Annotated in this window: 4 protein-coding genes, 2 rRNA genes and 1 pseudogene; all 7 read left to right on the forward strand. The window is 47.4% G+C overall.

Going from position 1 to position 26994, the window contains the following annotated elements; translation table 11 throughout:
• Nucleotides 1-9: 9 nt before the first annotated feature.
• Nucleotides 10-126 (forward strand): 5S ribosomal RNA (gene rrf, locus WA407_RS25700).
• A 625-nt stretch (nucleotides 127-751) separates the two neighbouring features.
• Nucleotides 752-1028, forward strand: a pseudogene (locus tag WA407_RS25705) (GNAT family N-acetyltransferase); the annotation flags it as partial.
• Nucleotides 1029-1797: 769 nt separating this feature from the next.
• Entirely contained in the window at nucleotides 1798-3021 is a 1224-nt protein-coding gene (gene fabD / locus WA407_RS25710) for an ACP S-malonyltransferase (protein ID WP_336078697.1), read from the forward strand.
• Complete coding sequence (locus tag WA407_RS25715; protein ID WP_336078698.1) at nucleotides 2996-15676, forward strand: amino acid adenylation domain-containing protein; 12681 nt, start codon at nucleotides 2996-2998, stop codon at nucleotides 15674-15676. Before fabD ends, WA407_RS25715 begins: the two co-directional genes overlap by 26 nt.
• A 24-nt stretch (nucleotides 15677-15700) precedes the next feature.
• Entirely contained in the window at nucleotides 15701-25063 is a 9363-nt protein-coding gene (locus WA407_RS25720; protein ID WP_254330884.1) for a non-ribosomal peptide synthetase, read from the forward strand.
• A 12-nt stretch (nucleotides 25064-25075) separates the two neighbouring features.
• A complete protein-coding gene (locus WA407_RS25725) occupies nucleotides 25076-26329 on the forward strand; it encodes an MFS transporter (RefSeq protein ID WP_336078699.1) in 1254 nt (417 codons plus the stop codon).
• A 604-nt stretch (nucleotides 26330-26933) separates the two neighbouring features.
• Nucleotides 26934-26994 (forward strand): 16S ribosomal RNA (locus WA407_RS25730); the annotation flags it as partial.

Genomic DNA, 26994 nt, shown 5'->3' on the forward strand with positions numbered 1-26994 from the left:
AAATTCATGTTTGGTGGCGATAGCGGAGGGGTTCCACACGTACCCATCCCGAACACGACCGTTAAGCCCTCCAGCGCCGATGGTACTTGGACCGCAGGGTCCTGGGAGAGTAGGACGTCGCCAAGCACGATAAAAGAGAGCACAGCCTTAATGGGCTGTGCTCTCTTTTATCTTCTCGGAATTAGATATTTAAACAGTTTAAAAATAGGATATGGAAACTAAGAAGGAATAACATAGAAGTAACCTAGTCCTGACGAAGAGTAGGCTTGATGGATGACGTAGTTCTTACATTGAAATAACAAAAACGGAACATGTATTAAAAATGCTTCGGCCATACCCTGCTGGATTAATGAACTCGTATCCCGTTTCTAAAGCTGTAGGGAATGTTCGCCATACAGACGCAAGTTTAATTGAAGAAATTCCTCTTAACTCAAAGTGAACTGTTAGCCTAAAGAGTGCTCTTATATGTATGAGCATGGATATGTACTACGTACATATATGATCTCTGCCGTTGCCACTATTATGTTAATAACGTGAATCGGCCTTGATTATTCAAGGCCGATTCTTTAGTTTAGGGGAAATGTTATGTACTTATCTGTTCATGAACTCATAGATTTAGAAGGGCTTCCTTCAGAAGAGCAATTGACGCTGCAGACCATTGTACAATTTTATGAGGAGCACCTTTGTAACTTAATTTTTCATTATAAAATTCGTCATAAAAAGCGTGCCATCAGGTTGCATTTTAGAACTTTTGATCTTCCTCATGTGGTTCGCTGTAGACCCGGCTGCACAAGGCAAGGGTACGGGAGAAAACGAATTGGGTAGAACACACGATTATTCGTGATCAGTTGGGTGCCCCTACGGTGACACTAGCGACAGCGGAGAAGCATCCATATCTGCTATCCATGTACGAGCGTTGGGAATATGAACGTATCTATGCTTTTGATCACGGAACAGGGGATGGGACGATGCATTTACTGCGTAAAGTGGTGAATCCTGAATTATTTGATACCTACATTCGTGAACGGCTAACCATAAATAGACCCGATCATCAAGAACGGACGAAGCAGATTCGTTCGCCGAAAGGGGTTTGGATAAAGCCACGAACTTTCACGAAAAGGACATCCGCAGCTTCGTGTGGAACGACTGCTACGCATTACAATTTGGTTTGTCAAGCACCAGATATAGCACAAATTCCGTTTCTTACACTTACTACACAGAAATTTTTACAAAAATTCATTAAAAATTACAAACAATGCCTGATTTTTAGACAAAAAAGGGCATGGTTTGTGTGTATAATATATTTATACATTATATCGACATACTTTAATTTACTTTTATGTTTATATTGAAATAAAACCATTCATATATCGCATTTTTTTCTTATTAAAGGAATTTAAAAATATATTGACATTTTTCGAGTCCATATCTATTATATAAATAAAATATTTCTCATTTAATACTTACATCGAAAAACATCCTGTAAAACCCCAACAATTTCTCATCACATTCATCTATGATGCTGAATTTTAGGTTCCAAGCCTGAAATTCTAGTATACCTCAAGGTTTTTACACTTCCAAGTCTACTCACACACCTGACTTTTGATCACAATCACACCACGAACGGAACCTTATTACCAATTCACTGCCATATGTCGATTACTGTTTTTTGGCAATCGAGTTCGTTATTTTTTACTGTATTTTTCTCTACTTCTTAATGTCACCATATATATGTATTCATACATAAAATGTGATTTTTTTTGTTTATCCATATTTTTTTGTGGAAAGGGGTTTGATATGAATCGCATGGCTTTGGTTTTTCCTGGGCAAGGCTCTCAGTATGTAGGAATGGGGGCTACGTGGCATAGCGGCTTTGCAGAAGCGGATCGCTTGTTCGAAGAGGCTGCTGATATTTTGGGATATGATCTGAAAGCTTTATGCATGGCAGGTCCGATGACCCAGCTATCCAGAACATTCTATACTCAGCCCGCACTTCTCACGATCAGTGTCATTGCATTCCGGCGTTATATGCATGAAATCGGAATTATCCCTGAATTTTCAGCAGGTCATAGCCTGGGTGAATATTCAGCTCTGGTAAGTAGCGGTGTTCTATCATTTAGCGACGCTTTACGACTGGTACAAGAGCGGGGACGCTTCATGGAAGAAACCGTTGAGGCTGGGCTGAGCAGCATGATTGCCATTCGTGGAGCAGAGTTGAACGTCGTGGAAGAAATCTGTCGTCGGCACTCCACACTCGATCAGCCTGCTGTCATTGCCTGTTACAATTCGTCCAATCAGTATGTCGTCTCTGGTCATCATACGTCGGTAGCTGTTGTAGCTGGCGAGTTAGAACAGCAAGGGGCCCAAATTACCCGCTTGCAGGTCAGCGGCCCTTTTCATAGTCCGCTGATGCAGCATGCTGCGGATAGACTGACCGCAGAGCTGCAAAAATACACTTTAAATGAGGCGAAGTGGCCCGTGATCTCCAATGTGACCGCTCTGCCATACCCCGATGTTGACAGCATCCGTCAAGGATTGGTTTTGCAAATGACTCACCCGGTTCGCTGGATTCAAATCATGCAGTATATGGCGAATCGTGGCGTGAAACAAGGCATCGAGTTAGGTCCACGAACGGTGCTGAAAAATTTGGCGAAGGAAATAAACACTACCATTGAATTTCTGTCCGTGGATAGAGACTTGGATCGCGTTGAACTGGAACGCCGCTTCTCAATCCGTGATTGGGTTGCTCGTTCCCTTTCACTGGCGGTATCTACCCCCAATGCCAATTGGAATGAAGATGATTATCGAAAGGGTGTTATTTTACCTGTTCGAAGACTGGAAGAATTACTTCGAAGCTCTGAATTAGGGAGCGGTTCACCTCCTGCTTTTGAGCAAAGACAGGAGATTTTGAAGTGTATTCGCCTGGTGTTGCAAACCAAACAGGTCTCCGAAGGAGAGCAGAAAGTAATGCTAGAGCAATTGAGGAGGGATCAGGATGGAACAGTATCAAACTTTAATTGAAATCATTCAAGACCGTGCAAGCCGGGATGAGAACGGAATCACCTTTATTTCTGGTGATAAACAAGAGGAATACGTATCCTACTGTAAACTTCTGGAGCAAGCATCACAGGTACTTTATGAATTACAGGAAAAAGGGATACAACCTGGCGATGAGCTGATCATGCAGATCGACGACAATCATACCTTTGTGAATGTATTTTGGGGTTGCCTACTGGGTGGAATCGTTCCTGTTCCTGTAAGCATAGGGAATAATGATGAGCATAAAATGAAATTGTTTAAAATCTGGAATACACTTTCCCGCCCTTATATGATTGCAGATGACAAGGTATTGGAACAGTTAGAAAAATACTCGCACCAGCACGAACTGCTGGATTCCTTTGAGCCCGTTAAAAAAGCGACTTTTTCAAGCCATATATTCGATTATTCCAATCAGAGTAAAGGTGTTGCCCATATACCCAAACCGGAGGATTTAGCTTTTATCCAATTTTCCTCAGGTTCTACAGGTGATCCCAAAGGAGTCATGCTGACGCATGAAAATTTGGTTTACAATATTCGGGATATCGCAAATCAAACGGGCATGAGCTCCAAGGATGCTTATTTGGGCTGGATGCCGCTTACACATGACCTGGGATTGATCGCATTTCATTTAACCTGTGTGATCGCTAATGCCAAGCAGTTGATTATGCCAACGGCACTTTTTATCAGACGCCCGTCTTTATGGCTAAAAAAAGTATCGGAGCATAAGGTGACTCAAATATGCTCTCCCAATTTTGGATATAAATTTTTTCTCGATCAGTATAAACCCGAAACAGCAGCTAACTGGAATTTGTCGAGTGTCCGTATGATCTTAAATGGAGCGGAGCCCGTATCTGTGGAGCTTTGTCATGTGTTTATGGATGCAATGAGTGTTCACGGTTTGAATAAAAATACGATGTTGCCTGTCTACGGATTGGCAGAGGCGAGCGTGGGCGTTTCCTCTCCACCTCTGGACAAAAACACCTTTATCCCCATTCATTTGAATCGGCAGCAGTTACACGTAGGTGAACCTATAGAAGAAGTGGACAAGTCCGACAAGCGGTGTCTTACTTTTGTAGATTTGGGGTATCCGTTGGCTAGTACCTCTGTCCGCATCTGCGATGAACAAAATCAGGTGCTCGAAGATGGGGTGATTGGACACACGCAGATCCGCGGCAAAAATGTGGCATCCGGATACTATAACAATCCGGAGGCTACCGCGAAGGTCAAAACAGAGGATGGCTGGCTTATCACCGGCGATTTAGGGTTTATGCGGAACGGTCGCCTGACTATTACTGGTAGAGCCAAGGATATCATTTTCGTGAACGGACAGAATGTCTACCCGCATGACATCGAGAGGATTGCCGAGGAACTGGATGGTGTGGATCTCGGAAAAGTAGCCGTCTGCGGTGTACATGATACGCAAATGAGGCAGGATCGTATTATTGCCTTTGTGATGCACACGAAAAAGATAGAGCATTTTGTACCGCTTGTCCAAAAGCTGAAAAGTCATCTAAATTACAGGGGAGGTTGGCATATTCAGGATGTGGTTCCGATCCGGCGTATTCCTAAAACAACCAGTGGAAAGGTTCAGCGCTTCAAATTAGCCCAGAGTTATGAGCAGGGCGAATTTGATGAAATATTGACAGCACTGGCCGAGGCTACTCGAGTCATGCAAGCAGCTGAGCGTGTAGTCTTACCTCAAGGAAAGATAGAACAGAAGCTGATTGGAATCTGCCAGGATATTTTAAATGTAAAGTCGATCGGGACGGACGATAGCTACTTTGATATCGGAGTGACTTCCTTGCAGCTCGTTCAAATTGTGGACCTGTTGGAGGATCAATTAGGGATTCATATTGAGGTGACGGACTTCTTTTCCTATCCGACCATCGCCAAGCTTGCTGCATATATCTCTAGTCAGGGCATGAGCAGCGACCCGGCTGCAACAGCACAGTCCGAGGCCAAGGAGGAAGCAAATGTCCGGGATATCGCCATCATCGGCATGTCAGGCAAGTTTCCTCAAGCGGAAACATTAGAGCAGTTTTGGGCGAATGTGGCATCAGGGGCTGACAATATCGGCCCGTACAGCGACGAAAGAAGAAAAGATGCCGAAGATTTCATTTCCCGTCTGAATACGGAAGGACGGAATATACAAATTGCAGAAGGAGGCTATCTGGATGAAGTAGACAAATTCGATTACTCCTTCTTTAAGCTGACTCCACGGGAAGCCTCACTCATGGACCCGAATCAACGGTTATTTCTACAAACCGCCTGGAGCACGATTGAGGATGCGGGGTATGGGGGTAAGCAACTGGCAGGCCAAAAGGTCGGCGTGTATGTCGGCTTCTCCAAAACCAGCTTCGAATACGAGCGTTTGTTGTCTGAGGTGGAACCGGGCGCGCTGCCGAACTTTGCCATGGGTAATTTATCATCCATTATTTCCAGCAGGATTGCATATTTGCTCGATCTAAAAGGTCCGGCGCTAACCATTGATACAGCATGCTCTTCATCACTCGTGGCAGTGCATTTGGCCTGCAAGTCCATCCTTAGCGGAGACTGCGACATGGCCTTGGCAGGTGGAGTGAAGACGATTTTACTGCCGCTGAAAGCGGGCATTGGCATGGAATCCTCCGATGATCGAGCACGCGCCTTCGACGACCACTCGGACGGAACGGGCTGGGGTGAAGGAGTTGGAGCCGTTTTACTGAAGCCGCTACGCAAAGCGGAACAAGACGGTGACAACATTTTAGCCGTGATCAAGGGAAGTGCCATTAATCAGGACGGTAGCACGATTGGTATTTCCGCGCCGAATGCGCTGGCTCAGGCAGAAGTGATTTCGCAGGCGTGGCGCGATGCACGGATTGATCCTGAAACGATAAGTTGTATCGAAGCACATGGCACCGGAACCAAGCTGGGCGATCCGGTTGAGATTGACGGCATTACCAAGGCTTTCCGCAAGCATACACAGCGTAAGCAGTTTGTGGCCATCAGCACGGTCAAAACGAATATCGGTCATTTATACGAAGCCGCTGGGATTGCGGGCTTGATCAAATCCGTATTGTCCATGAAGCACCAACAAATTGCGCCGCTCGTTCATTTTCGCACACCAAACCAGAAGATCCATTTTGAGGAATCCCCGGTATATGCCAATACGAAGCTACGGGAATGGAAGTCGAACGGTTTCCCGAGAAGAAGCGGACTGAGTTCCTTTGGATTCAGCGGGACAAACTGCCATGTGGTGCTGGAGGAATATATAGCGAAGACGGAATCAGACCAAGCCTCAACGGACAGCAACAATAGATCATCACCACTGCTGCTGACCCTGTCAGCGCGGAGTGAATCCGCTTTGCACGAGCTGGTCGGGCAGTACGCAGAACGGTTCGGACGTGCGGAAGAACTCATAATGCAGGATGTGTGCTATACGGCTAACACAGGCAGAAGCCATCTGAATCATCGGATTGCTGTGACTGCCGCAGGAGCGGATGCGTTAAAAGCGAAGGTGCTTCAGTTGCATGAACAAGGCAGAGTTGTCGAAGGTGTATACACCGGGAAAGCGGATAGTACAGGTGACGCAGAGATGGTCACTGGAAGCTTGGACACGTTGCAATCACTGGAGCAACTGGCTGCCAAGTATGTGCAAGGAGCGCAGATCGATTGGAATGCCCTCTATGCAGGTAAGCACTATAAAAAGGTTTCTCTGCCTACGTATCCATTTGAACGGAAAAGATGCTGGATTAACGTACCCGAACAGGTTCGAACGAAACAGAAGGTACCAGTTCATGAAAACTCAACAGTAAAGGAGTCTGGAATGATGGGGAACGAGTATTCAGCGCCAGCATCTGCTATCGATCAGCACAAATCATCTATTCTTCAAAAGTTAGCGAAAATGATCGGTAACGTGTCCCAACTCAGTATGGAGGAACTGGAGCCACAAACACATTTTCTGGAGCTTGGGCTAGATTCCATTAATTTGTCCCAGGTTCGCCACAGTATCAAGGATACCTTCGGACTGGACGTTCCAATGAACGAATTTTTCGAATCGTTGACCACGCTGGAGCTGTTGGCCAGCTACGTAGCCGAGCGGGTGAGCACTTTCACTTCTGCTGAAACCCCGGTTCAATCTGTGGAAAATCGTCCAGAAACCACTCTGAATGAGGTTGATCATGCAACTTTCCCGTTAACCCAACCGTCTCATGAATCCGCTGTTCAGGCTGCGGCATCCGTTTATGCCATAGACACGGCTGGGCAAACACGGGCTCAAAGCTTTCCAATCGCTACAGCTCCTGCGGCTGTAGAGCGAATTTTGGAGCAACAGCTACATCTGATGTCACAGCAGCTCGATGTTCTCCGGCATCAGCCATCTGCATCCGTAATAGCTTCCGAGTCATTTAACCCGGAAACGGGCGTTTTGCTATCGGCAAGTAGTGAAAGTGCGCAGATCATCCGTACCGAATCCAAGCAGAAAGTCGCGGCTGCATTAGCACCAGCACCATCCGTAAAGGCTGTTTTCAAGCAGACAGGCAATGAAGCCAAGCCGTATACGCCTTATAAAAAGCTGGATGTTAAAGCACGTGAATTGCTTTCGCTCCGTCAGGAACAACACCTGCAAGAACTGATTGAACGCTACACGGCCCGTACGCGTAGCACCAAACAGTACACCCAGCAGTATCGCTCCGTATACGCTAATAACCGCAATGTGGCTGGTTTCCGGCCTGTTTTGAAGGAAATGGTGTATCAAATTGTATCCCAGCGTGCAGACGGTTCAAAAATTTGGGATCTGGATGGCAATGAATATGTCGACTTGACGATGGGCTTTGGTGTAAATCTGTTTGGACATAATCCAGCCTTTATTCGTGAAAAAATTGAGAAAGAACTGAAGAACGGCATGTGTATTGGCCCCATGTCCAACATGGCTGGGCAAGTCGCCGAGCGAATATGCAAGATGACCGGTGTGGAACGGATTGCCCTATATAATTCCGGCACGGAAGCCGTCATGGTCGCGCTCCGTTTGGCACGTGCTGCCACTGGACGAGCTAAAGTCGTCATTTTTGCTGGCTCGTATCATGGTACATTCGACGGGGTGCTGGCACTGGGGAGCGCGGGTGATGACAAGGAGCATTCGACACCTCTAGCTCCAGGTATCTTGCAGCATATGGTGGACGATGTCGTCGTGCTTCATTATGGGGCGGACGATTCTCTGGATTATATCCGCACTCATGCGCATGAACTGGCCGCGGTTATAGTGGAGCCGGTACAAAGCCGCCGACCAGATTTTCAGCCTAAAGCCTTTTTGCAGGAAATTCGCCAGATAACGGAGCAGTCGGGTACTGCCTTCATTTTTGATGAAGTCATCACTGGCTTCCGGATTCAGTCCGGAGGAGCCCAAGCGTGGTTTGGGGTACAAGCCGACCTCGTGACCTACGGTAAAATCATTGGCGGCGGGCTGCCCATCGGCATCGTAGCCGGAAAAGCCGCCTTTATGAACGGGATCGACGGAGGCACGTGGAGCTTCGGGGACGATTCCTATCCGCAGCATGAGCAGCAGCGAACCTTTGTGGCAGGAACCTTCTGCCATCATCCGCTGGCAATGGCTGCATCCTTAGCGGTGCTGGATCATTTGGAGAAACATGGCGAGCAACTGCAAAATCGCTTGAACAGCCGCACCTCGGCGTTAGCAGCGGAGCTGAACAGCTATTTCACTGACGAACACGTACCTATGAAGGTCGTTCACTATGGCTCCCTATTCCGCTTCGTGCTCAAAGGCGATCTGGAGCTGTTCTTCTATCACATGCTGGACAAAGGCATCTATATCTGGGAGGGACGAAACTGCTTCTTGTCCACGGCCCATACCGAGGAAGATATTGCGCGAATCGTACAAGCGGTCAAGGATAGCGTGAACGAGCTGCGTAAAGGAGGATTTTTACCGGACCCGCCCCCGAATGGAAACGGCCCGGGACCGGGAAAGCAACCTGTACCTGTAACCGTACCTCCAGAGGATGAAGCAGCAGAAACTATTATTGCGTTAACTCCAGAGCAAAAGCAGCTTTGGTTCGCTTCTGTTTCAGATCGAAGTGACTCTCAATCTTTACACGAAACCGCCTTGTTGCGGTTTCGTGGTCCACTTCAGCAGCAGGCGTTCAACCAAGCTGTCCAGACCATTGTAAACCGTCATGAAGCCTTACATATCTTTATGAGCGGCGATGGGGAAACTCAGGTGTTCGCTCCTGTGATGAAAGCGGAAATCCCGCTTCATGATTTTACCAGTTATCGCCCAGATGAACAGGAACAACATATCCGGGCATGGATGATCAAGAACAGTGAAACCCCATTTGCCATGACGCCAGGTGAGCCATTATTCCGAATTCATCTGCTGAAAATATCGGATGAAGAGCATCTGGGTGTTTTTACGTTTCATCATTTTATCGCGGATGGCTGGTCAATCAGTGTATTCATTCAGGAACTGGAACACATCTATTCTGCGCTTGTTCGACATGCTGACTACAACCTTCCCGATCCAGTACCTTTTCGGAATTACGTTGTTTGGCAGCAGGATCAATTGAAAGCAGGGAAAAAAGAGGCCCTTGCTTTTTGGTCAGCAGTGCTAGAAAAGCAGCAGCCTGTCCTCCATCTGCCATCTCCGGTAAGGGGAATACAAATTCCGTCTTCCAGAGGAAGCAGACATACCATAATGCTCGAAGCGAAGCTCGTTAAACAATTGAGATCCGCCAGCATAAAGCTAGGCAGCAGTCTTTTTATAACGCTGCTATCCGCCTTTCAGATTTTTCTACATCGGCTGACAGGGCAGCAGGAAGTAACGGTGGGGGTTCCCACCGCAGGACAATCCCATATGGACGCCTTCTCTCTGATCGGCAACTGTGTCAACTTGCTTCCGATGATCAGCGAAGTGCGTCCTGATGCTACTTTTACGGAGCATGTCCAAACGGTCAAAAAGCGCATGAATGAACTGGACAGCTTTCAAAAGTACAGCTTTGCCGGACTCGCTGAGCTGGGGCTGAGGCATTTGCCTGTCATTAACGCTGTATTCAATATGGATCGACCGATTCCGCGTTTTCAATTCCATGGACTGGAAGCAGAACTCGTTGAGAATGAGGTGTCATTCAGCAAATACGAGTTGTTTTTGAACGTGACAGAAAAGCAGAAACAATTACGTCTTGATTTCGACTACAATTCGGATCTTTTTCAGCCAAACATTATCGAAGCCTGGTCAGGATATTTCCTGAATCTGCTGCATTCCTTTGTAAAGGAAGAAGGGGCTCGCGTTTCCGCTCTGACTTTACTCCGTGCGCCGGAGAACGAACAACTTCGAACTGCATGGGCAGCAAATACCGATGCCAACGGAAACTATCTTTGCGTCCTCGATGCCTACAAGCATTTGGCACCTGTTGGGACAGCAGGGGAGGTGTATCAAGCCTCAGTAGCAGGCCTGTTGGGAACGACCCGAGAATGGGCTTACGTGGAAAATGATGGCAAGTTGGGGCATATTGGCAATTTGAATCGGACTATCCACATTCGCGGACATCGGGTTAATTTGGGGCAGTTGGAGAAACACCTGCTGCAAACTTTCCGATTGGAGTCCTGCGTCATTACACCGCAAACGGACGAAGCTGGAAAAGTCTCATATATAACCGCCTATGTGGTCGCAAACGCATCGAAGCCATGGGAAGAAGAAGCACTGAAAAAGGCTGTAATCGAAATTCTTCCAGATTATACGCAGCCCCGTTTTTGGGTTCCTATGGATCATATTCCTCTTCTGCCGGATGGTCAGCCTGATCTACAGGCTTTGCCAGAGCCGAGACAAGCAAGCATATTCACTAAAACAGACGCCGCTTCTGAGAACCAGGGCGTAGAAGATCAACTCGTGAACATTTGGAAGGACGTTCTGCATGTAACGGATATCAGCTATGACGATAACTTTTTTCAACTAGGCGGTGATTCACTAAAAGCGACGGTCATTCTGTCGAGAGTCAATAAGGAACTGGGTGTACACATTCCACTTAGCCACATTTTTGAGCTGCAAACGATTGCAGAGCTGGCTACATATATTGCGGGTGGAACAAAGAAGACCTACGAACCGATTGTATCTGTGAAATCGCAAGCCTTCTATCCGGTATCTTCTTCCCAAAAGAGAATGTACGTGCTGGATCAGCTAGGAGGCGGAACGGCCTATCATGTACCCGGCCAGCTTTTCATAGAGGGAGATCTGGAGGTTCCCCGCTTCATTAAAGCCGTTAGGGAAGTTATTTTGCGTCATGAATCCTTTCGGACGTATTTCGATCTGGAAGACGGGGAAGTGGTGCAAAAAGTTCGGGACACGATTCCATTCGACATACCATATACCCGTATTTCCAAGGAAGAAGCAAAACAGGCTCGGACCTTGTTTGTTCAGCCTTTTCATCTGGGAACAGCTCCTTTATTCCGCGCCGAACTGTACGAATTTATCGAAGGTGGCTTCAATCTGCTAGTGGATATGCATCACATCGTGTCCGATGGTTTCTCCATGGCCGTGCTGCTGGATGAAATCATTCAACGGTATCAGGGCAGACAGCTTGCGAACATTCAGCTTCATTACAAAGACTTTGTTGCTTGGCAGAAGCAGCAGATCACTGACGACGCATTGCAAGCGCATGAATCATATTGGCTCCAGACCTTGAATGGCGAGCTTCCTATACTGAATATACCTACGGACTTTTCACGTCCACAAACACAAAGCTTTGAAGGTGACAGCTTGACCGTCACCTTGGAATCCAAACTTACTAACACACTCTACAAATTGGCCCAAGATACCGAATCTACGATCTTTATGGTACTTTTGGCGGCTTATAATGTCCTGCTGGGCAAGTATTCTGGTCAAGAGGACATTATCGTGGGTACACCTGTTGCCGGAAGACGGCATGTGGATACGCAAACGATGATTGGCATGTTCGTCAATACGCTGGTTCTTCGCAATCAGCCGCGATCTTTTTTAACGTTCCAATCCTTTTTGCAGAAGGTTAAGCAAAACTCGCTGCTGGCACTGGAGCATCAGGAATACCCGTTTGATGAGCTTGTAGACAAACTGGAACTGGTACGCGACGTAAGTCGAAACCCGGTGTTCGATACGATGTTTAGTTTGCAAAATGTCGGCACAGATGTTTTGGAAACAGGAGGCATTCGTTTTAAACCGGAAGAATTGAACGCGGGTATATCCAAGGTGGATTTTTCATTGCATGTGACCGAGGAAAAAGAATGTTTGTCCTTCACTTTGGAGTATGGCACAAAGCTGTTTAAACCGGAGACCATCCGACGGCTGGGAGAGCATTTTGTGCGAATTTTGGAAACGGTGACGCAGGATGTCGGGGTGCGGTTGGCCGATATTACGATCGTATCTGATGAAGAGAAGCAATTACTGCTAACCGAATTTAATCATACCGTCGTACCTTTCCCGTACCATGAGACAGTCCACGGGCAGTTTGAAAAGCAGGTCGTACAGACGCCGGGTCATATAGCATTGGTGTTCGGAAATCAGCGTCTGACCTACCGGGAGTTGAACGAACGTGCTAACTCACTGGCACGGATACTTCAAGCGCATGGTGTAGGACCCGATAAGCTAGTCGGCCTGATGGTGCAGCGTTCGGCGGAAATGATTATCGGTCTGCTCGCCGTGCTAAAAGCGGGTGGCGCTTATGTGCCTATCGATCCTGAATATCCGTCAGCCCGTATTGAGTATATGCTGAGTGACAGTGAGGCTGCCGTGCTCCTGACCAGTCGCGATCTGGTAGGAGAACACCATTACAGCGCCAACACCCTGTTTATCGAAGATGAGGAAGTATATCAAGGGGAAAGGACCAATCTGGAAGCCACTGCTCAGCCGGAGCATCTGGCTTACGTCATCTATACTTCTGGCTCAACCGGAAATCCGAAAGGAGTTATGCTCCAGCATCGCTCGGTGCTGAATTTTATTACAGGAATGCGTGAAGTGATCGACTTTGCAGCAAACAAAACGATTTTATCGCTAACCACCATTTCGTTCGATATTTTCGTTTTGGAAACGATTCTGCCGCTGCTGGGCGGAATGACCGTCGTGTTAGGCGACCGCCATCATCAGGTCGATCCTCAGGCACTTGGCGAGCTGATTACTGCACATCATATTGACATGCTGCAAATGACGCCATCTCGGCTGCACATGCTGCTGAGTCATGAAGAAGGCTCCCGTGCGCTGCAAGGTGTACAGGAAATTATGGTTGGGGGAGAAGCGCTTCCGCCCAGGCTGCTGGAGGCAACACAGAAATTTAACGGTCTCCGCATTTATAACATGTATGGACCTACGGAAACAACGGTTTGGTCGGCAGTACAGGAACTTACCCATGCCAAACAGATCGACATTGGGCGCCCTATCGCTAATACGCAAATGTATGTCATAGATGCGCAGGATAGATTACAACCCATCGGCATACCTGGCGAGCTATGCATTGCAGGGGAAGGGCTGGCCCGTTGTTATTGGAAGCGCGAGGAGTTGACGGCGGAAAAATTTGTGGTTAATCCATTCTCCACAGACACACGAATGTACAGAACGGGTGACCTGGCTCGCTGGAAAGCAGATGGGAACCTGGAGTTTATCGGCCGAATCGACCATCAGGTGAAAGTACGTGGATTCCGGATCGAACTGGGCGAGGTTGAACATGCCTTGATGAGTCATTCTGCAATTCAGGAGGCTGTTGTCACTGCCAATGAAAGCCAAAATCATGAATCCGTACTATGTGCCTACATTGTACTGAATACAGAAGAAGCACCCAGCCTGACGGCAATTCATGAACATGTCGCCAAGCTGCTTCCCTATTACTCGGTTCCGTCTTACTTCGTGTTTCTGGATCGGATACCGTTGACACCGAACGGAAAAACCGACCGAAAAGCATTGCCGGAGCCTGAAAAGCTATTCCGACCGGATGTGGCCTATGTAGCGCCGCGAAATGATGTGGAAGAAGCTTTGGCCGCCGTATGGCAAGATGTTTTGGGACGCGATCAGGTGGGCATTCAGGATAACTTTTTTCTGCTCGGAGGCGACTCGATTAAAGCAGTTCAAGTCATCGCACGCATGCGTCTCCACGGGTATTTACTGGATATCCGACACGTACTGGAGCATCCGTCCATTGAAATCCTGAGCGGCTATGCAGAAACATTGTCCCGTCCGATAGAGCAAGGTCCGATAGATGGAGAAGTACCACTGACACCGATACAACGACACCTACTCGATGGGTTTGAACGGCATCCAGCATCTGAGGCACTTCCTGCCGCAATGTCGGTACTGCTGTTGGCAAAGTCGGGCTTTGACGAGCAGCCATTGCGAGCCGCATTGAAGAAAATCGTAGAGCACCACGATGCTCTGCGCCTTGGCTTATTACAACAGGCTGACGAGTCGGTTACGCAAGCTCACAAAGGACTGCATGAGGAGCTAATCACGCTGGAGGTACTGTCGCTTACGGGAACGGAAAGCGAAGCACGCAGCCAGATGGAAGCTGAATGTCAACGGATTCAAAGCAGCCTGCGGCTGTTTGAAGGACCACGAGTTCGGGCAGGGCTTTTCCGTCTGGATAGCGGAGATCATCTTTTCCTTGCTGTAGACCCACTAGTGGCTGACGCCATTTCATGGAATATTTTGCTCGAAGATCTGGCAACAGGCTACGGACAAGCTCTGGATGGGGAAACGATTGTCTTACCGGACAAAACGAACGCTTACCAAACGTGGGCAGAGCATCTTGAGCATTATGGGAATAGTAAAGAGCTGCTCAAGGAGCAGGACTATTGGAACAAGATAGAGTTGTCTGAGTGGAGAACGCTTCCCAAAGACCATGAAGTCATTACGGATTCTGGATCGGAGAGACAAACACATCAGCTCCACCTGCAATTATCAACAGACGAAACCCAGCATCTGATGACACAGGTCAATCATGCCTATAATACCGTGCCGGAGGAAGTACTGCTGTCCGTACTGGGGCAAACAGTATCCGAATGGTCAGGACAAGAACGGATTGCACTCTACGTGGAGAACCCTGGCCGAGAACAGGCTGAAACAAATTCGCTGGATATCTCCAGAACGGTAGGGCAGTTTACGTCCGTGTATCCAGTTGTACTGGACATCAAATCTGCGGATGATATAGCGCTGTTGCTTAAGCGTGTGAAGGAAACGGTTCGGCAGGTTCCAAATCACGGATTGGGCTACGGTGCATTGAGATATCTGACCGAAGCCAGCAATCCAACGGATTCTAAACGTTTTCGTCATCCGGAAATTGGTTTCCGTTATATAGACTCCCCACACCCGGAATCGGTTTGTTTTTCTATATCGCCGCTGCAAGCTGAAATTGGACCAGGTACCAAGGATGTGATTAATGGTTCATCTTATGCTCTTTATATGGATAGCCGGTTGGAGGACGGAAAATTAAGTATCCGTATATCCTATGACAGGAATGCATATGAAGAGCGCACGGTCAAACAACTTTTCTCCCGCTTCGAAACACACCTGTTGAATACCATTCGTCATTGCCTTGATCAGTCCGGTCAGGAACTGACACCAACAGACGTAGGGGCAGATGATCTGGATTTGGAAGAGTTCGAAGAGATGAAGCATTTTTATGAAAGCCTATAAATATTCGATTGAGGGGGAAATCCGATGAGTAAAAGGCTTGAAATCGAAAAAGTGGCCAATTTAACGCCTTTGCAGGAGGGGATGCTCTTTCATACAGTCATGGAGCCGGAATCACAGGCGTACTATGAGCAAGTACGAATGACCATCCGGGGTGAACTGAACCTGGAGGCTCTGCAAAAGAGCTTCGAGACTCTGGTGCAGCGTCACGAAACGCTTCGTTCGAATATTTATCATAAAAGTGCTTCCCGTTCGCGGCTCATCGTGTTTAAGGAGCGAAATCCAACGCTTCGTTACGAGAATCTGACGAATATTCCCGAGGCAGAGCAAGCAGAGGCCATTCGCAGCTACGCAGACGCAGACCGAAACCATCGTTACGATCTGAGCAAGGATTTGCTCATTCGTCTGGCTGTGCTTCAAACCCAAACGAACGCATATACGCTGCTTTTAAGCTTTCATCATATTATTATGGACGGCTGGTGCCTCGGCATCGTTATGGACGAGCTGTTCGCGGCTTATGAAGCACTGAAAGCGGGGAAGCCCGTACAACTGCCAACACCGCAGCCCTATACTGGCTATGCCCGCTGGCTGGATAAGCAGGATAAGGAGGCGGCGAAGGAATACTGGCGGTCCATCCTGAACGACTATGATCAGCCAGCTGTGCTGCCAACCCTGCCTGTAGCCCATCCGCTCCAGCCAGATACCGGGTACTTGCTGCATGAGCATAAAATAACACTCACGGATGAAACAACCCGTCAATTGCGGACGGTGGCTGAACGCAACGGAACAACCCTTAGCAGTCTGTTTCTGGCTGCATGGGGAGTGGTGCTTGGAGGATACAACCAAAGTGAAGACGTCGTCTTCGGCACCGTTGTTTCCGGTCGACCGCCGGAGCTTGAAGGTGTTGAACAGATGTTGGGACTTTTCATTAACACCATACCGGTACGAATCAAATTGGATGCAGATCTGCCATTCTCAGGTCTGCTTCGTGAAGTGCAGCGCAGCGCGGTTCAATCACGGGCATATGACTATTTTTCACTCGCTGAAATACAGTCCCAGTCAGCGCTCAAGCAGCAACTCATGGATCATTTTGTTGTATTTGAAAACTACCCGCTGCAGGATATGGTTGGCCGGCCTGATCTGAAGGAACGACTTGGATTCGTCGTGGAGGACGCTCAGCTGTCCGAAGAAACACCTTACCACTTCAACATCGAAGTGGAGGACGGAAAAGCGTTGAGCTTTATGCTGTCCTACAACAACTATGTCTACAGCGATGAAGCGATGACACGGTTAGCTGGGCATTTGGAGCATGTACTCGTCCAAATTGCACGTACACCAGAACTCCTGCTGCGGAACATTCGTCTGCTGACCGCTACAGAAGAGGCGGAACTCACCAATATATGGAGCGGGCCGATTGCCGACTATCCTGCTGAAACGTTCCATGGAATATTTGAAGCCCAGACAGAACGTATCCCGGAACAGACCGCCGTCATCTACGAAGACACCGCACTGACCTATCATGAGCTGAATGAGAAGGCCAATCTGCTTGCTCAAGCACTGCAAAACCGTGGGGGCAAGCGTGAGCATCTCGTCGCCGTGATGCTTGAGCGTTCAGCAGATATGATTATCGCTGTGTTAGGGATTATGAAGGCGGGAGCTGCCTACGTACCTGTCGATCCGACCTACCCGAAAGAAAGAATTGCTTACATGCTTCAGGACAGCGGAGCTACGATTATGCTCACGCAGTATTCCTTGACTGAACTATTGGCCGATGTGGATTTTGCGGGGGAAGTGCTGGACTTGCCAGCGTTACTTCAACAGGCTTCACAAGCGGAGCATTCCCATCAACAAGCGCCTATCTACGCACCTATTCATGATCCCGAGGCTTTGGCCTACGTCATTTACACATCGGGAACGACGGGCAACGCCAAAGGCGTGATGATCGAGCATCGCCATTACGTAAATACGGCGTGGGGCTATAGAGAAGCTCACCAGTTAAAAGAGTTTCCCGTCAAGCTCCTTCAGATTGCCAGTATGTCGTTCGATGTCTTTGCCGGTGATCTGGCCAAGACATTCGTGAACGGAGGCACCATGGTCATTTGCCCACAGGATGTGCGCAACGATCCTCCAGCTTTGGCGCAGTTTCTCGAACAGCACGAAATTACGACGTTTGAAGTTCCGCCAGCCTTGTTGACGCTGCTTATGGACTATGTATATGAACACGGTACAGATGTCAGTGCCATGAAGCTGCTTACCACAGGCGCGGACAGCTTTGGCGTTGATAACTATCGGACACTTTTGAATCGCTTCGGTGATACGATGCGCATCATGAATACCTATGGTGTAACCGAAGCGGCTATTGATTCCAGCTTTTATGAAGAAGCAGCTGAACGTCTGCCTCCATCAGGTATCGTCCCGATTGGAAAGGCACTGCCGAATCATAAAGTATATATCGTGGATGAGGCTTTGCGTCCGCTCCCTGTCGGCGTAGCCGGGGAGTTGTGCTTGGGCGGCGCTTCTGTGGCCCGCGGTTATTTGAACCGTCCTGACCTGACGGCGGAGAAATTTGTACCGAATCCTTTTGTAAAGGGAGAGCGTCTGTACCGCACCGGAGATCTGGCACGCTGGCTGCCGGATGGCAACATTGATTTCATCGGTCGGATTGACTTTCAGGTGAAAATTCGTGGCTACCGGATCGAACCTGGTGAAATTGAGTCCGCCTTAATCCAATTGGATGAGGTACGCCAAGCGGTGGTCACGGATAGAACGGATAAAACCGGACAAAAGTATTTGTGCGCCTACGTAGCAGGTACAACCGACAAATCCTTCTTGCGGACAGAGCTTGCCAAGCAGTTGCCAAGCTATATGGTGCCCGCACATATTATCGTGCTGGATCAATTGCCTTTGACCCATAACGGTAAAATTGATCGACGTGCGCTTCCAGAACCCGAAGATTTTGTGTTGACCGACGTCGAGTATGAAGCGCCGCAGAGCGAGCTGGAGCAAACACTCGCTTCCATTTGGGAGGAAGTCATTGGCGTTAAGCGGATTGGTCTGCGCAACAACTTTTTCGAGCTTGGTGGCGATTCGATCAAAGCGTTGCAAATCGCAGCCCGATTGAACGCGAAGGGCCTCAAAATGGACATGAAGGATTTGTTCCGCCATCCGCAGATTGATTTGATTGCTCCTTATATAAAAAAAGTAATTCGGACCATCCCGCAGGGGGCGGTACAAGGTACAGTGGAGTTGACACCGATCCAATGGGAATTTTTTGAGCATCATCGAACAGAACGTCATCATTACAGTCAGGCTGTCATGCTCCAGAACCCCGAAAGATGGAACGAAACCTGGCTGCGAAGCGCCGTGGACAAGCTGACCACGCACCATGATGCCTTGCGCATTACCTTTGATGAGCGTGAAAAAAAACCTGTCGCCTATAACAGAGGCACAGCCGAAGGTGAACACTTTACATTGGAAAGCTACGATTTAATACATGCTGACCAGCCTGAGGAAGAAATCGCGCAGATTGCTGACACGTTACAAAGCCGTTTTGATTTGCGTAACGGCCCGCTTGTGCGTTTGGCTTTAATCCGGCTACAGGAATCCGATCATTTGTTAATCGTCATTCATCATCTTGTCGTAGACAGTGTGTCGTGGAGAATCCTGCTGGAAGACTTGGAAACAACCTACCAACAGTTAGCTAACGGTGAAAAGCTACAGTTACCCGCCAAGACCGATTCCTACAAAGAATGGGCAGCACGTCTGTCCAAGTATGCACAAAGCGAACTGGCGCGTCAGGAAATCAGCTATTGGAATACGGTAGAAGCTCGTGAAATACTTTCGCTGCCAAAAGATCATGAGGTTCCAGATAGCCTGATCCGTGACGGGCGCAAATCCGCAGTGACACTCAGCCGGGAAGAAACCGAAAACCTGCTGAAACACGCGCACCATGCTTACAATACAGAAACAAATGATATTTTACTGACGGCGCTAGGACTGGCTTACCGGGAATGGAGCGGACATGCTGAAATTGCAGTTCAGGTGGAAAGTCATAGCAGGATGGAATTGATTAAAGACATTGACGTATCCCGTACAGTTGGCAGGTTTACGTCCGTGTATCCGTTTGTGGTAAATGTGAGCAAGCCCGAAGATTTGACCCATCAAATCAAGCTGGTTAAGGACAATTTGCGACGTGTACCCAACAAGGGTGTCGGCTATGGCATTTTACGCTACTTGACCGACAGGGAGCAGCAGGATAGGGCAGCTCTTTTTTCTGCCAAGCCACCTGAGATCAGCTTTAGCTTTGACGGAGAAGCCAGAGAAGGTACGACATGGCGTACCTCGCCACTATCCACGTTTGCCGGTACTGAAATCAACCCTCTGACTAAAAAAGCGCCCAGCTTTGATATTCATGGTGCGGTGGCTGACGAAAGACTCCGTATTGTATTCGAATACAACGCACGTGAATATGAAGCATCGACGGTGGAGCGACTTACAGCCAGCTTTAAGAATCATCTGATCGAACTTATTCGCCATTGCTGTGCCAAGGATACAGCAGAACAAAGCCCGACGGATTTTACATATGGGCAATTGTCTCTGGACCAGTTTGAAAATATTGCAAATCGCTTGTCAAATAAGCTGTTAAACCAGCAAGTGAAAATTAAAGACCTCTATCCGCTATCCCCGATGCAGGAGGGAATGCTATTTCATTCCATACTTGATGAAAAGTCAGAGGCTTATTTCGAACAAACGATTATTACCATTCATGAAGCTATGGATACCAACCTAATCAGCCGAAGCTTACAAAAGCTGATTGACCGATATGATATTTTCCGTACGGTATTCATGTATAAGGAGGCGGATCGTCCGCTTCAGGTTGTACTGAAGGAACGATTAGCTGCTCCTGTCCATACCGAAGATGTGCGTAGTTTACCGGATGCGGAAAAGCACAGACGACTTCAAGCCATTTTACAGGAAGAGCGGCAGAGAGGTTTTGATCTGGAAAAGGAGGTTCTCATCCGGTTAGCGCTTGTACAGTGGGATGAGGACACCTCAAAGCTCATCTGGATCTCTCATCATATTATTATGGACGGCTGGTGCCTGAGGGCGGTAGCCAAAGATTTTTTTGATATTTACACATCACTTCGGGACGATACTCCTTTAAAATTAGAGCCTGTCCATCCATTTAGCAGCTTTATTCAGTGGTTGGAAAGACAAAATAAAGAGGAAGCAGCAGCATACTGGAAACAATATGTGACTGATTTTGAAAATGAAACTGTCGTGCCCGGCTATACTCGATCCGTCGATCCTTCATTTCAGGTAGAGCAACTCATATGCACATGGGGAGAGCAGCTGACCCAAGGCATGGAACAAATCGCCAAGCAAAACCGTGTCACCGTCAGCACCTTATTTCAAACCGTTTGGGGCTTATTACTACAAACGCACAACAACAGTAAGGACGTCATTTTCGGGTCTGTCGTATCGGGCAGACCTGATGAAATCCCCGGGATTGAAAACATGGTCGGATTATTCATTAATACCCTACCTGTACGTGTTAAAAGCTCCACTGACCTGCGGTTTTCCGACTTGCTTACGTCTATACAGGATTCCTTGATGGAGTCCAATCGGTATTCCTATTTTTCCTTGGCTGATATTCAAGCCCATAGTGTACTAAAACAAAACCTGATCCAGCATATTGTCGCCTTTGAAAACTTTCCCGTTTCGGAAGAACTTACGGGCCTGGAAAAAAATCCTAAAACCCTCCGTGTTGGTGAAATAGAGGATATTGAACAGACCAATTATGATTTGAATGTAATCGTCATGCCTGGCCGAGAGCTGGAAATCAAATTTAGCTATAACGCGTTGACGTATAACAAAAATGCGATCAAACAATTGGCTGCTCACCTCATCCAAATGATGGAGCAAGTTATTCAAAATCCAAATATCCAGATTTCGGAGATTGATCTTTTGACAGCGGAGGAAAAACAGCAGCTCATATTTGCTTTTAACGATACACGGAGACCGTATCCATCGGACCACACCATACATTACGGATTTGAAGAACAGGCAGAGAAAACACCGGATGCAGTAGCTATTGTATTTGAAGATCGTGAGCTAACCTACCGCGAATTAAATAAAAAAGCTAATCAACTGGCCTCGAAGCTGCGGAAACTGGGGGTTGCGCCGGATACCATCGTAGGCATTTTGACTGAACGTTCACCAGAAATGATTATCGGTATTCTTGGTATTTTGAAGGCGGGTGGAGCCTACTTGCCACTGGAGCCTTCTTATCCGCAGGAACGGATTATGTTTATGCTTCAGGATAGCGGTAGCGAAATTCTGCTAACCCTATCTGACAAGGGTAAACAGATGAACACTTTCGATTTTTCCGGTACTGTTCTGGATCTGGCCGACATCAGCTCCTACGACTCCGACGACTTCATTTTTTCCGAATCGACAACGGCAGACGATCTGGCCTATGTCATGTATACATCTGGCTCAACTGGACGTCCCAAAGGTGTCATGATTGAACATCGGAATGTCATACGGCTGGTGAAGAACACCAATTACGTACCATTTGCCGAGAACGAACGCATTTTGCTGACCGGGGCGCTCGTGTTCGATGCCTGTACCTTTGAAATTTGGGGAGCATTGCTGAACGGATTGCGTTTGTACATTGTACCGGAATCCGTAATCTTGGATGCTGTTCAGCTTGGTGAAGCGCTGGATCGATATCAAATTACAACGATGTGGCTGACATCGCCCTTGTTTAACCAACTCACACAGCATAAACCAGATCTCTTTGCTTCGCTCAAGCACTTGCTGGTGGGCGGGGATGTGCTTTTACCTGGGATCATTAATACGGTTAGAGCGCATTCTCCGGGAGTGAACGTTATCAACGTCTATGGCCCCACAGAAAACACAACATTCTCTACTTATTTCCCGATTGATAAGGAATATAACCGCATTCCTATTGGTCGCCCAATTGGCAATTCAACTGTTTATATTTTGGACTCTTCAAGCAGGCTGCTGCCTATTGGTGCTCAAGGGGAAATTTGTGTTGGTGGGGATGGTCTGGCGCGCGGCTATCTAAACAGGGATGATCTGACCCAGCTAAATTTTGTCCCTAATCCATTCATTCCGGGCGAAAAAATATATCGGACAGGTGATTTGGGCAGATGGCTACCGGACGGCAATCTGGAGTATCTCGGACGGATAGACCAGCAGGTTAAAATCCGCGGATATCGTATTGAACCCGGCGAAATTGAAACCCAGCTCATGAAACATGATGCAGTTCGGGAGGCGCACGTAGCGGTAAAAAGCACGAAGGATGGTCAAAAAACGCTCTGTGCTTATATCTCAACCGACGTACCGCTATCCAAGAGTGATATGAAGACCCATTTGACTGGCCAGTTGCCGGATTATATGATTCCTGCCCAGTATGTGTTCCTGCCGGCGTTTCCCCTGACAACGAACGGTAAAATCGACCGCCAAGCATTGCCTGAGCCAGAAATGACCAACGGTTCCGATATGGAATACGTTGCTCCAAGAAATGAAGTGGAACAACAGTTGGCGAACCTGTGGCAAGCGGTGCTTGGCGTTGAAAAGGTCGGCATTGACGACGGCTTTTTCGAGCTTGGAGGTCATTCACTGAAGGCCATTCAACTGGTATCGAAAGTACAGGAATCGAACATTCCGCTGGATATACACGAATTGCTTCAATATCAGACGATAAGAAGCTTGTCCGATCTTTTACAACGTGGTGAAGAGGGCGGAGTGAACACGGATACGCTCATTGCCAAAGCTCAGGAGGTTGAGCGGGCTATTACAGAAGCATTTGGTGTCCAGGTCTTGCTTCAGTCCGTATCCACCGATAAGCAAAACTATGTGTTCCTGCAAGTAGAGCCTTTTTGTGTAGAACAAGTTCAGGCAATCTCTGAATTTATCCAATCTTATATCCATCCAGACCTGCACCCGCATTATATCGTTCGCTGGGGAACCGATGAACCAGATAGAATTCTCGGAGCTATACCGACAAACGAAGAACAAGAAACCTTGCTTAAACAACAGGCCGATGTATGGCTTGCCAGCATTGCTAAGTTAAATACAGACTGGAATACCAATATACTAAGTCTGGATGCTATTGGACGCTATCCGCTTGCACCAGCTCAGCATTACCATTTGCAACATTTTACAGGCTCGGGTATGGCTGTGCAGTTAGATAGCTACTTGAACACCGAGCGTTTGACTGTAACGATTCAGCGGCTTCTTCAACGCCATGAATTGCTAAGAAGCGTACTTGTTCAATCGTCCGGAGCATGGGAATGGGAGTTGCGTCCAGCTCCAGAGCATCTTTTTTTACCGACTGTTGATCTCTCCGGTCAGCCGGTACAAGCACAACGCAGGCTTCTTTCTTCCATTGCCTCTAAGCTATTTTTAGAACCTTATGAACTTTCACAGTCGCTGCAGTACCGAATCGTCCTGATTCGCTTAAATTTGCGGGAACATCTGCTATTGTTTCCTTGCTCGCACATCATTTTTGATGCTACGAGCAGTGACATCCTGCGCAGACAACTCCTTGATGAATATCATCGTCCGCAGCAGACGGCACATGCGACAAAAGAGGTTCAATACCGGGAATATGTAAACCATATCCGCCAAGGCCCTCAAGGAATCGGGGATCAGGAAATCAGCGAGCAATTCAAACTCCAGACGTTTGGTGAGAATAATGATCGTATCCACGTGCTGACCGAAGAACGCAACTATGCGGACACTACCAGATATCGTTGGGAGCTGAATTTAAGCGACATTTCAGAGCAGCACGGCGCTGCGAATATGTGGGACATTTCGCTTCAAATGGCTGTACGTTTTTTCAGCAGCTATTTCCAACTCTCTGATGTTCCGCTTTGGATTACTAATTATGGAAGACAATATGGCGACCGAAACTATTTTGGAACCGTAGGCGAGTGTATTGATCATATACCCGTTGTGCTGCAGGAAGATGACACTGAATCCTATGAAAAGAGTATCCATACCTACCTGGACTTTGCTTCACGCTATCATTTGAACTTTTTCAATCTAATCTTCAATGCTGAAATGGAGAAAGCTTACCCGATATCCAGCAGCATTTTGATAAAAGGACTTGAACAGCTGCCTATCGTATTCAACTATTTGGGTGAGGGACGAGAGGATGCAGAATTGCTCGACAATCTGCATACCGAAGGCACACAGGCCAATGTTAACAAGGTTATTTTCTTTGAGTCAGAGCATGTAGGGGATATTCTGAAAATCTCACTTACCATTCCATATCATGAGAACGACCAGTATATCCATCAAATCTTCCAGACTGCTAGTGACAGGCTCTTGAATGCTTTGACCATTTTGCAGTAAGGAGATGAAGATGTGAATCTATTATTTAAGGATAGCCGTTTTATCCGATTTTTTGCATCTCGTACTCTTGCCAATATCGCAGACAGCATTTATTCTATCGTCCTGCTGTATTTTGTTCAGCAATCGACACAGTCGGTGGCAATGACCAGCTTCACGTATACGGCCGTATCTGCGGCGTCGATTTTCAGCTTTCTCGTGGGTCCTGTGGTGGACCGTTATTCACCGCCTTTGTTAGCCAGCATCGCCTTGTTTACGCAGGCTGTGCTAATTTTGGCCGTCCCGTTTCTCATTCAGGAGGGGATGGTCAATCTGGTCGCTATCCTTGTTATTGTATTCATTGCATCTTGCTTCTCAACACTGTTTTATCCGGCCAATAGTAAAATGCTGCCGCAATTGATAGGCTCGCCGGATTTGATTGTCCGGGCGAATTCCATGATTTCGTCGACGGATCAGGTTATTAATATTGTCGGATATCTGGCTGGAGCCTCGCTCATCATCGCAATGGGGATGAAAACTACTTTTTTTCTAGCCGGCGCGATGCTGTTTCTGGCAGGCTTTGTATATGTCAGGCTCAACAAGCAAATTGATGCTCCTCCGGTGGAAGACACGAACGGAAGGAGTTCGTTAAAGATCGTATACTATCTGAACGAATTGAAAGAAGGGTATCTTTTTGTAAAACGGCACACCTTCCTGAGAATTATGCTTCCGTTCTTTGCGCTGACAAACTTTTCGATGGCGATCTTGGTCATTGCCATGCCTTCTATCGCAGTATCCTATGGCTCGCCGATCTACTACAGCTTGCTGTATGTAGCCTACTTTATCGGTATTTTCATCGGTTCCTTTCTGGTCAGTGTATTGAAAAAGAACGGCATTACCATCGCGGTTTCCTGGGTAGCCATGGGATTGGCAATCTATGTCTTTTCCCTGGTGCCCGAGATGTGGATGAAGCTGCTGGCAGCACTGTTATTAGGCATTTTTACTGGCATCATCAATGTGCTGCAAACGTCTTTGATTCAAATTATTACACCGCTGCCGTTACTGGGACGTGTTACAGCCTTTTTAAGCACCTTGTCGAATGCGGCTCTGCCATTAGGGGCCTTGATTGGAGGGGCGCTAGCTTTACGGTTTTCTCTGAGTGAGGTTCTTTTTTTCAGTGGACTGATTACTGTACTATGCGGATTGATTATGTTTCTGTTTAAGGATATCCGCCAGTATCAGATTCCTTCTGGAGAGATTGGAAGAGTTGCCCCTTCCCACAATTCATAAGCCCTGCATGTCAGTGCCAGGTTCTCATCATAGAACCTGGCATTTTTAGTATGTCTGGCCTCGCCATGATAAGGCTATATCATAGACAAAGGTAAAACTATCGTTACATTTGGACACCAAAGGAGAGCAAGATGGCTGAGCCTTTAAAAAATATATACACAGCAAATTTTCTTCGCTCTTTCGGTGAAAGAAGTATAAACAGCTTATAGCTGGTTTGATACCCAGGGATTTATTCTTCAAATCATGAACGAGACGTGAGATGGGCTGGAGCTAATAGAACGAATAAATCGGTATAATTTACATGTAGTATTCAGCAAACCTAAATGATATATTATTCATCCGGCCGTAAGATAGGCTGCGATGTAATGGTTCAAAAATTCAAAAGATCGTCTATGAGTTATTATTTACCAGTAGTATGAATCGCCAAAGTATGATATATTATTTATCCGGCCCAAGAAAAGCCGAATGAGAAAATTGATCTTTGAAAACTGAACAACGAGTGAGTAAAATGATTTTGTTCGCAAAATCAAACAAGAGGTATTTTTATCTCGTCAGTTTCAAAATGAGCTTATCGCTCTTTCTATAAACCAGCCTCGGTTGGTCTTTAATGGAGAGTTTGATCCTGGCTCAGGACGAACGCTGGCGGCGTGCCTAATACATGCAAG

The organism is Paenibacillus sp. 203, from assembly GCF_037027525.1.
GTDB classification, from domain to species: domain Bacteria; phylum Bacillota; class Bacilli; order Paenibacillales; family Paenibacillaceae; genus Paenibacillus; species Paenibacillus polymyxa_B.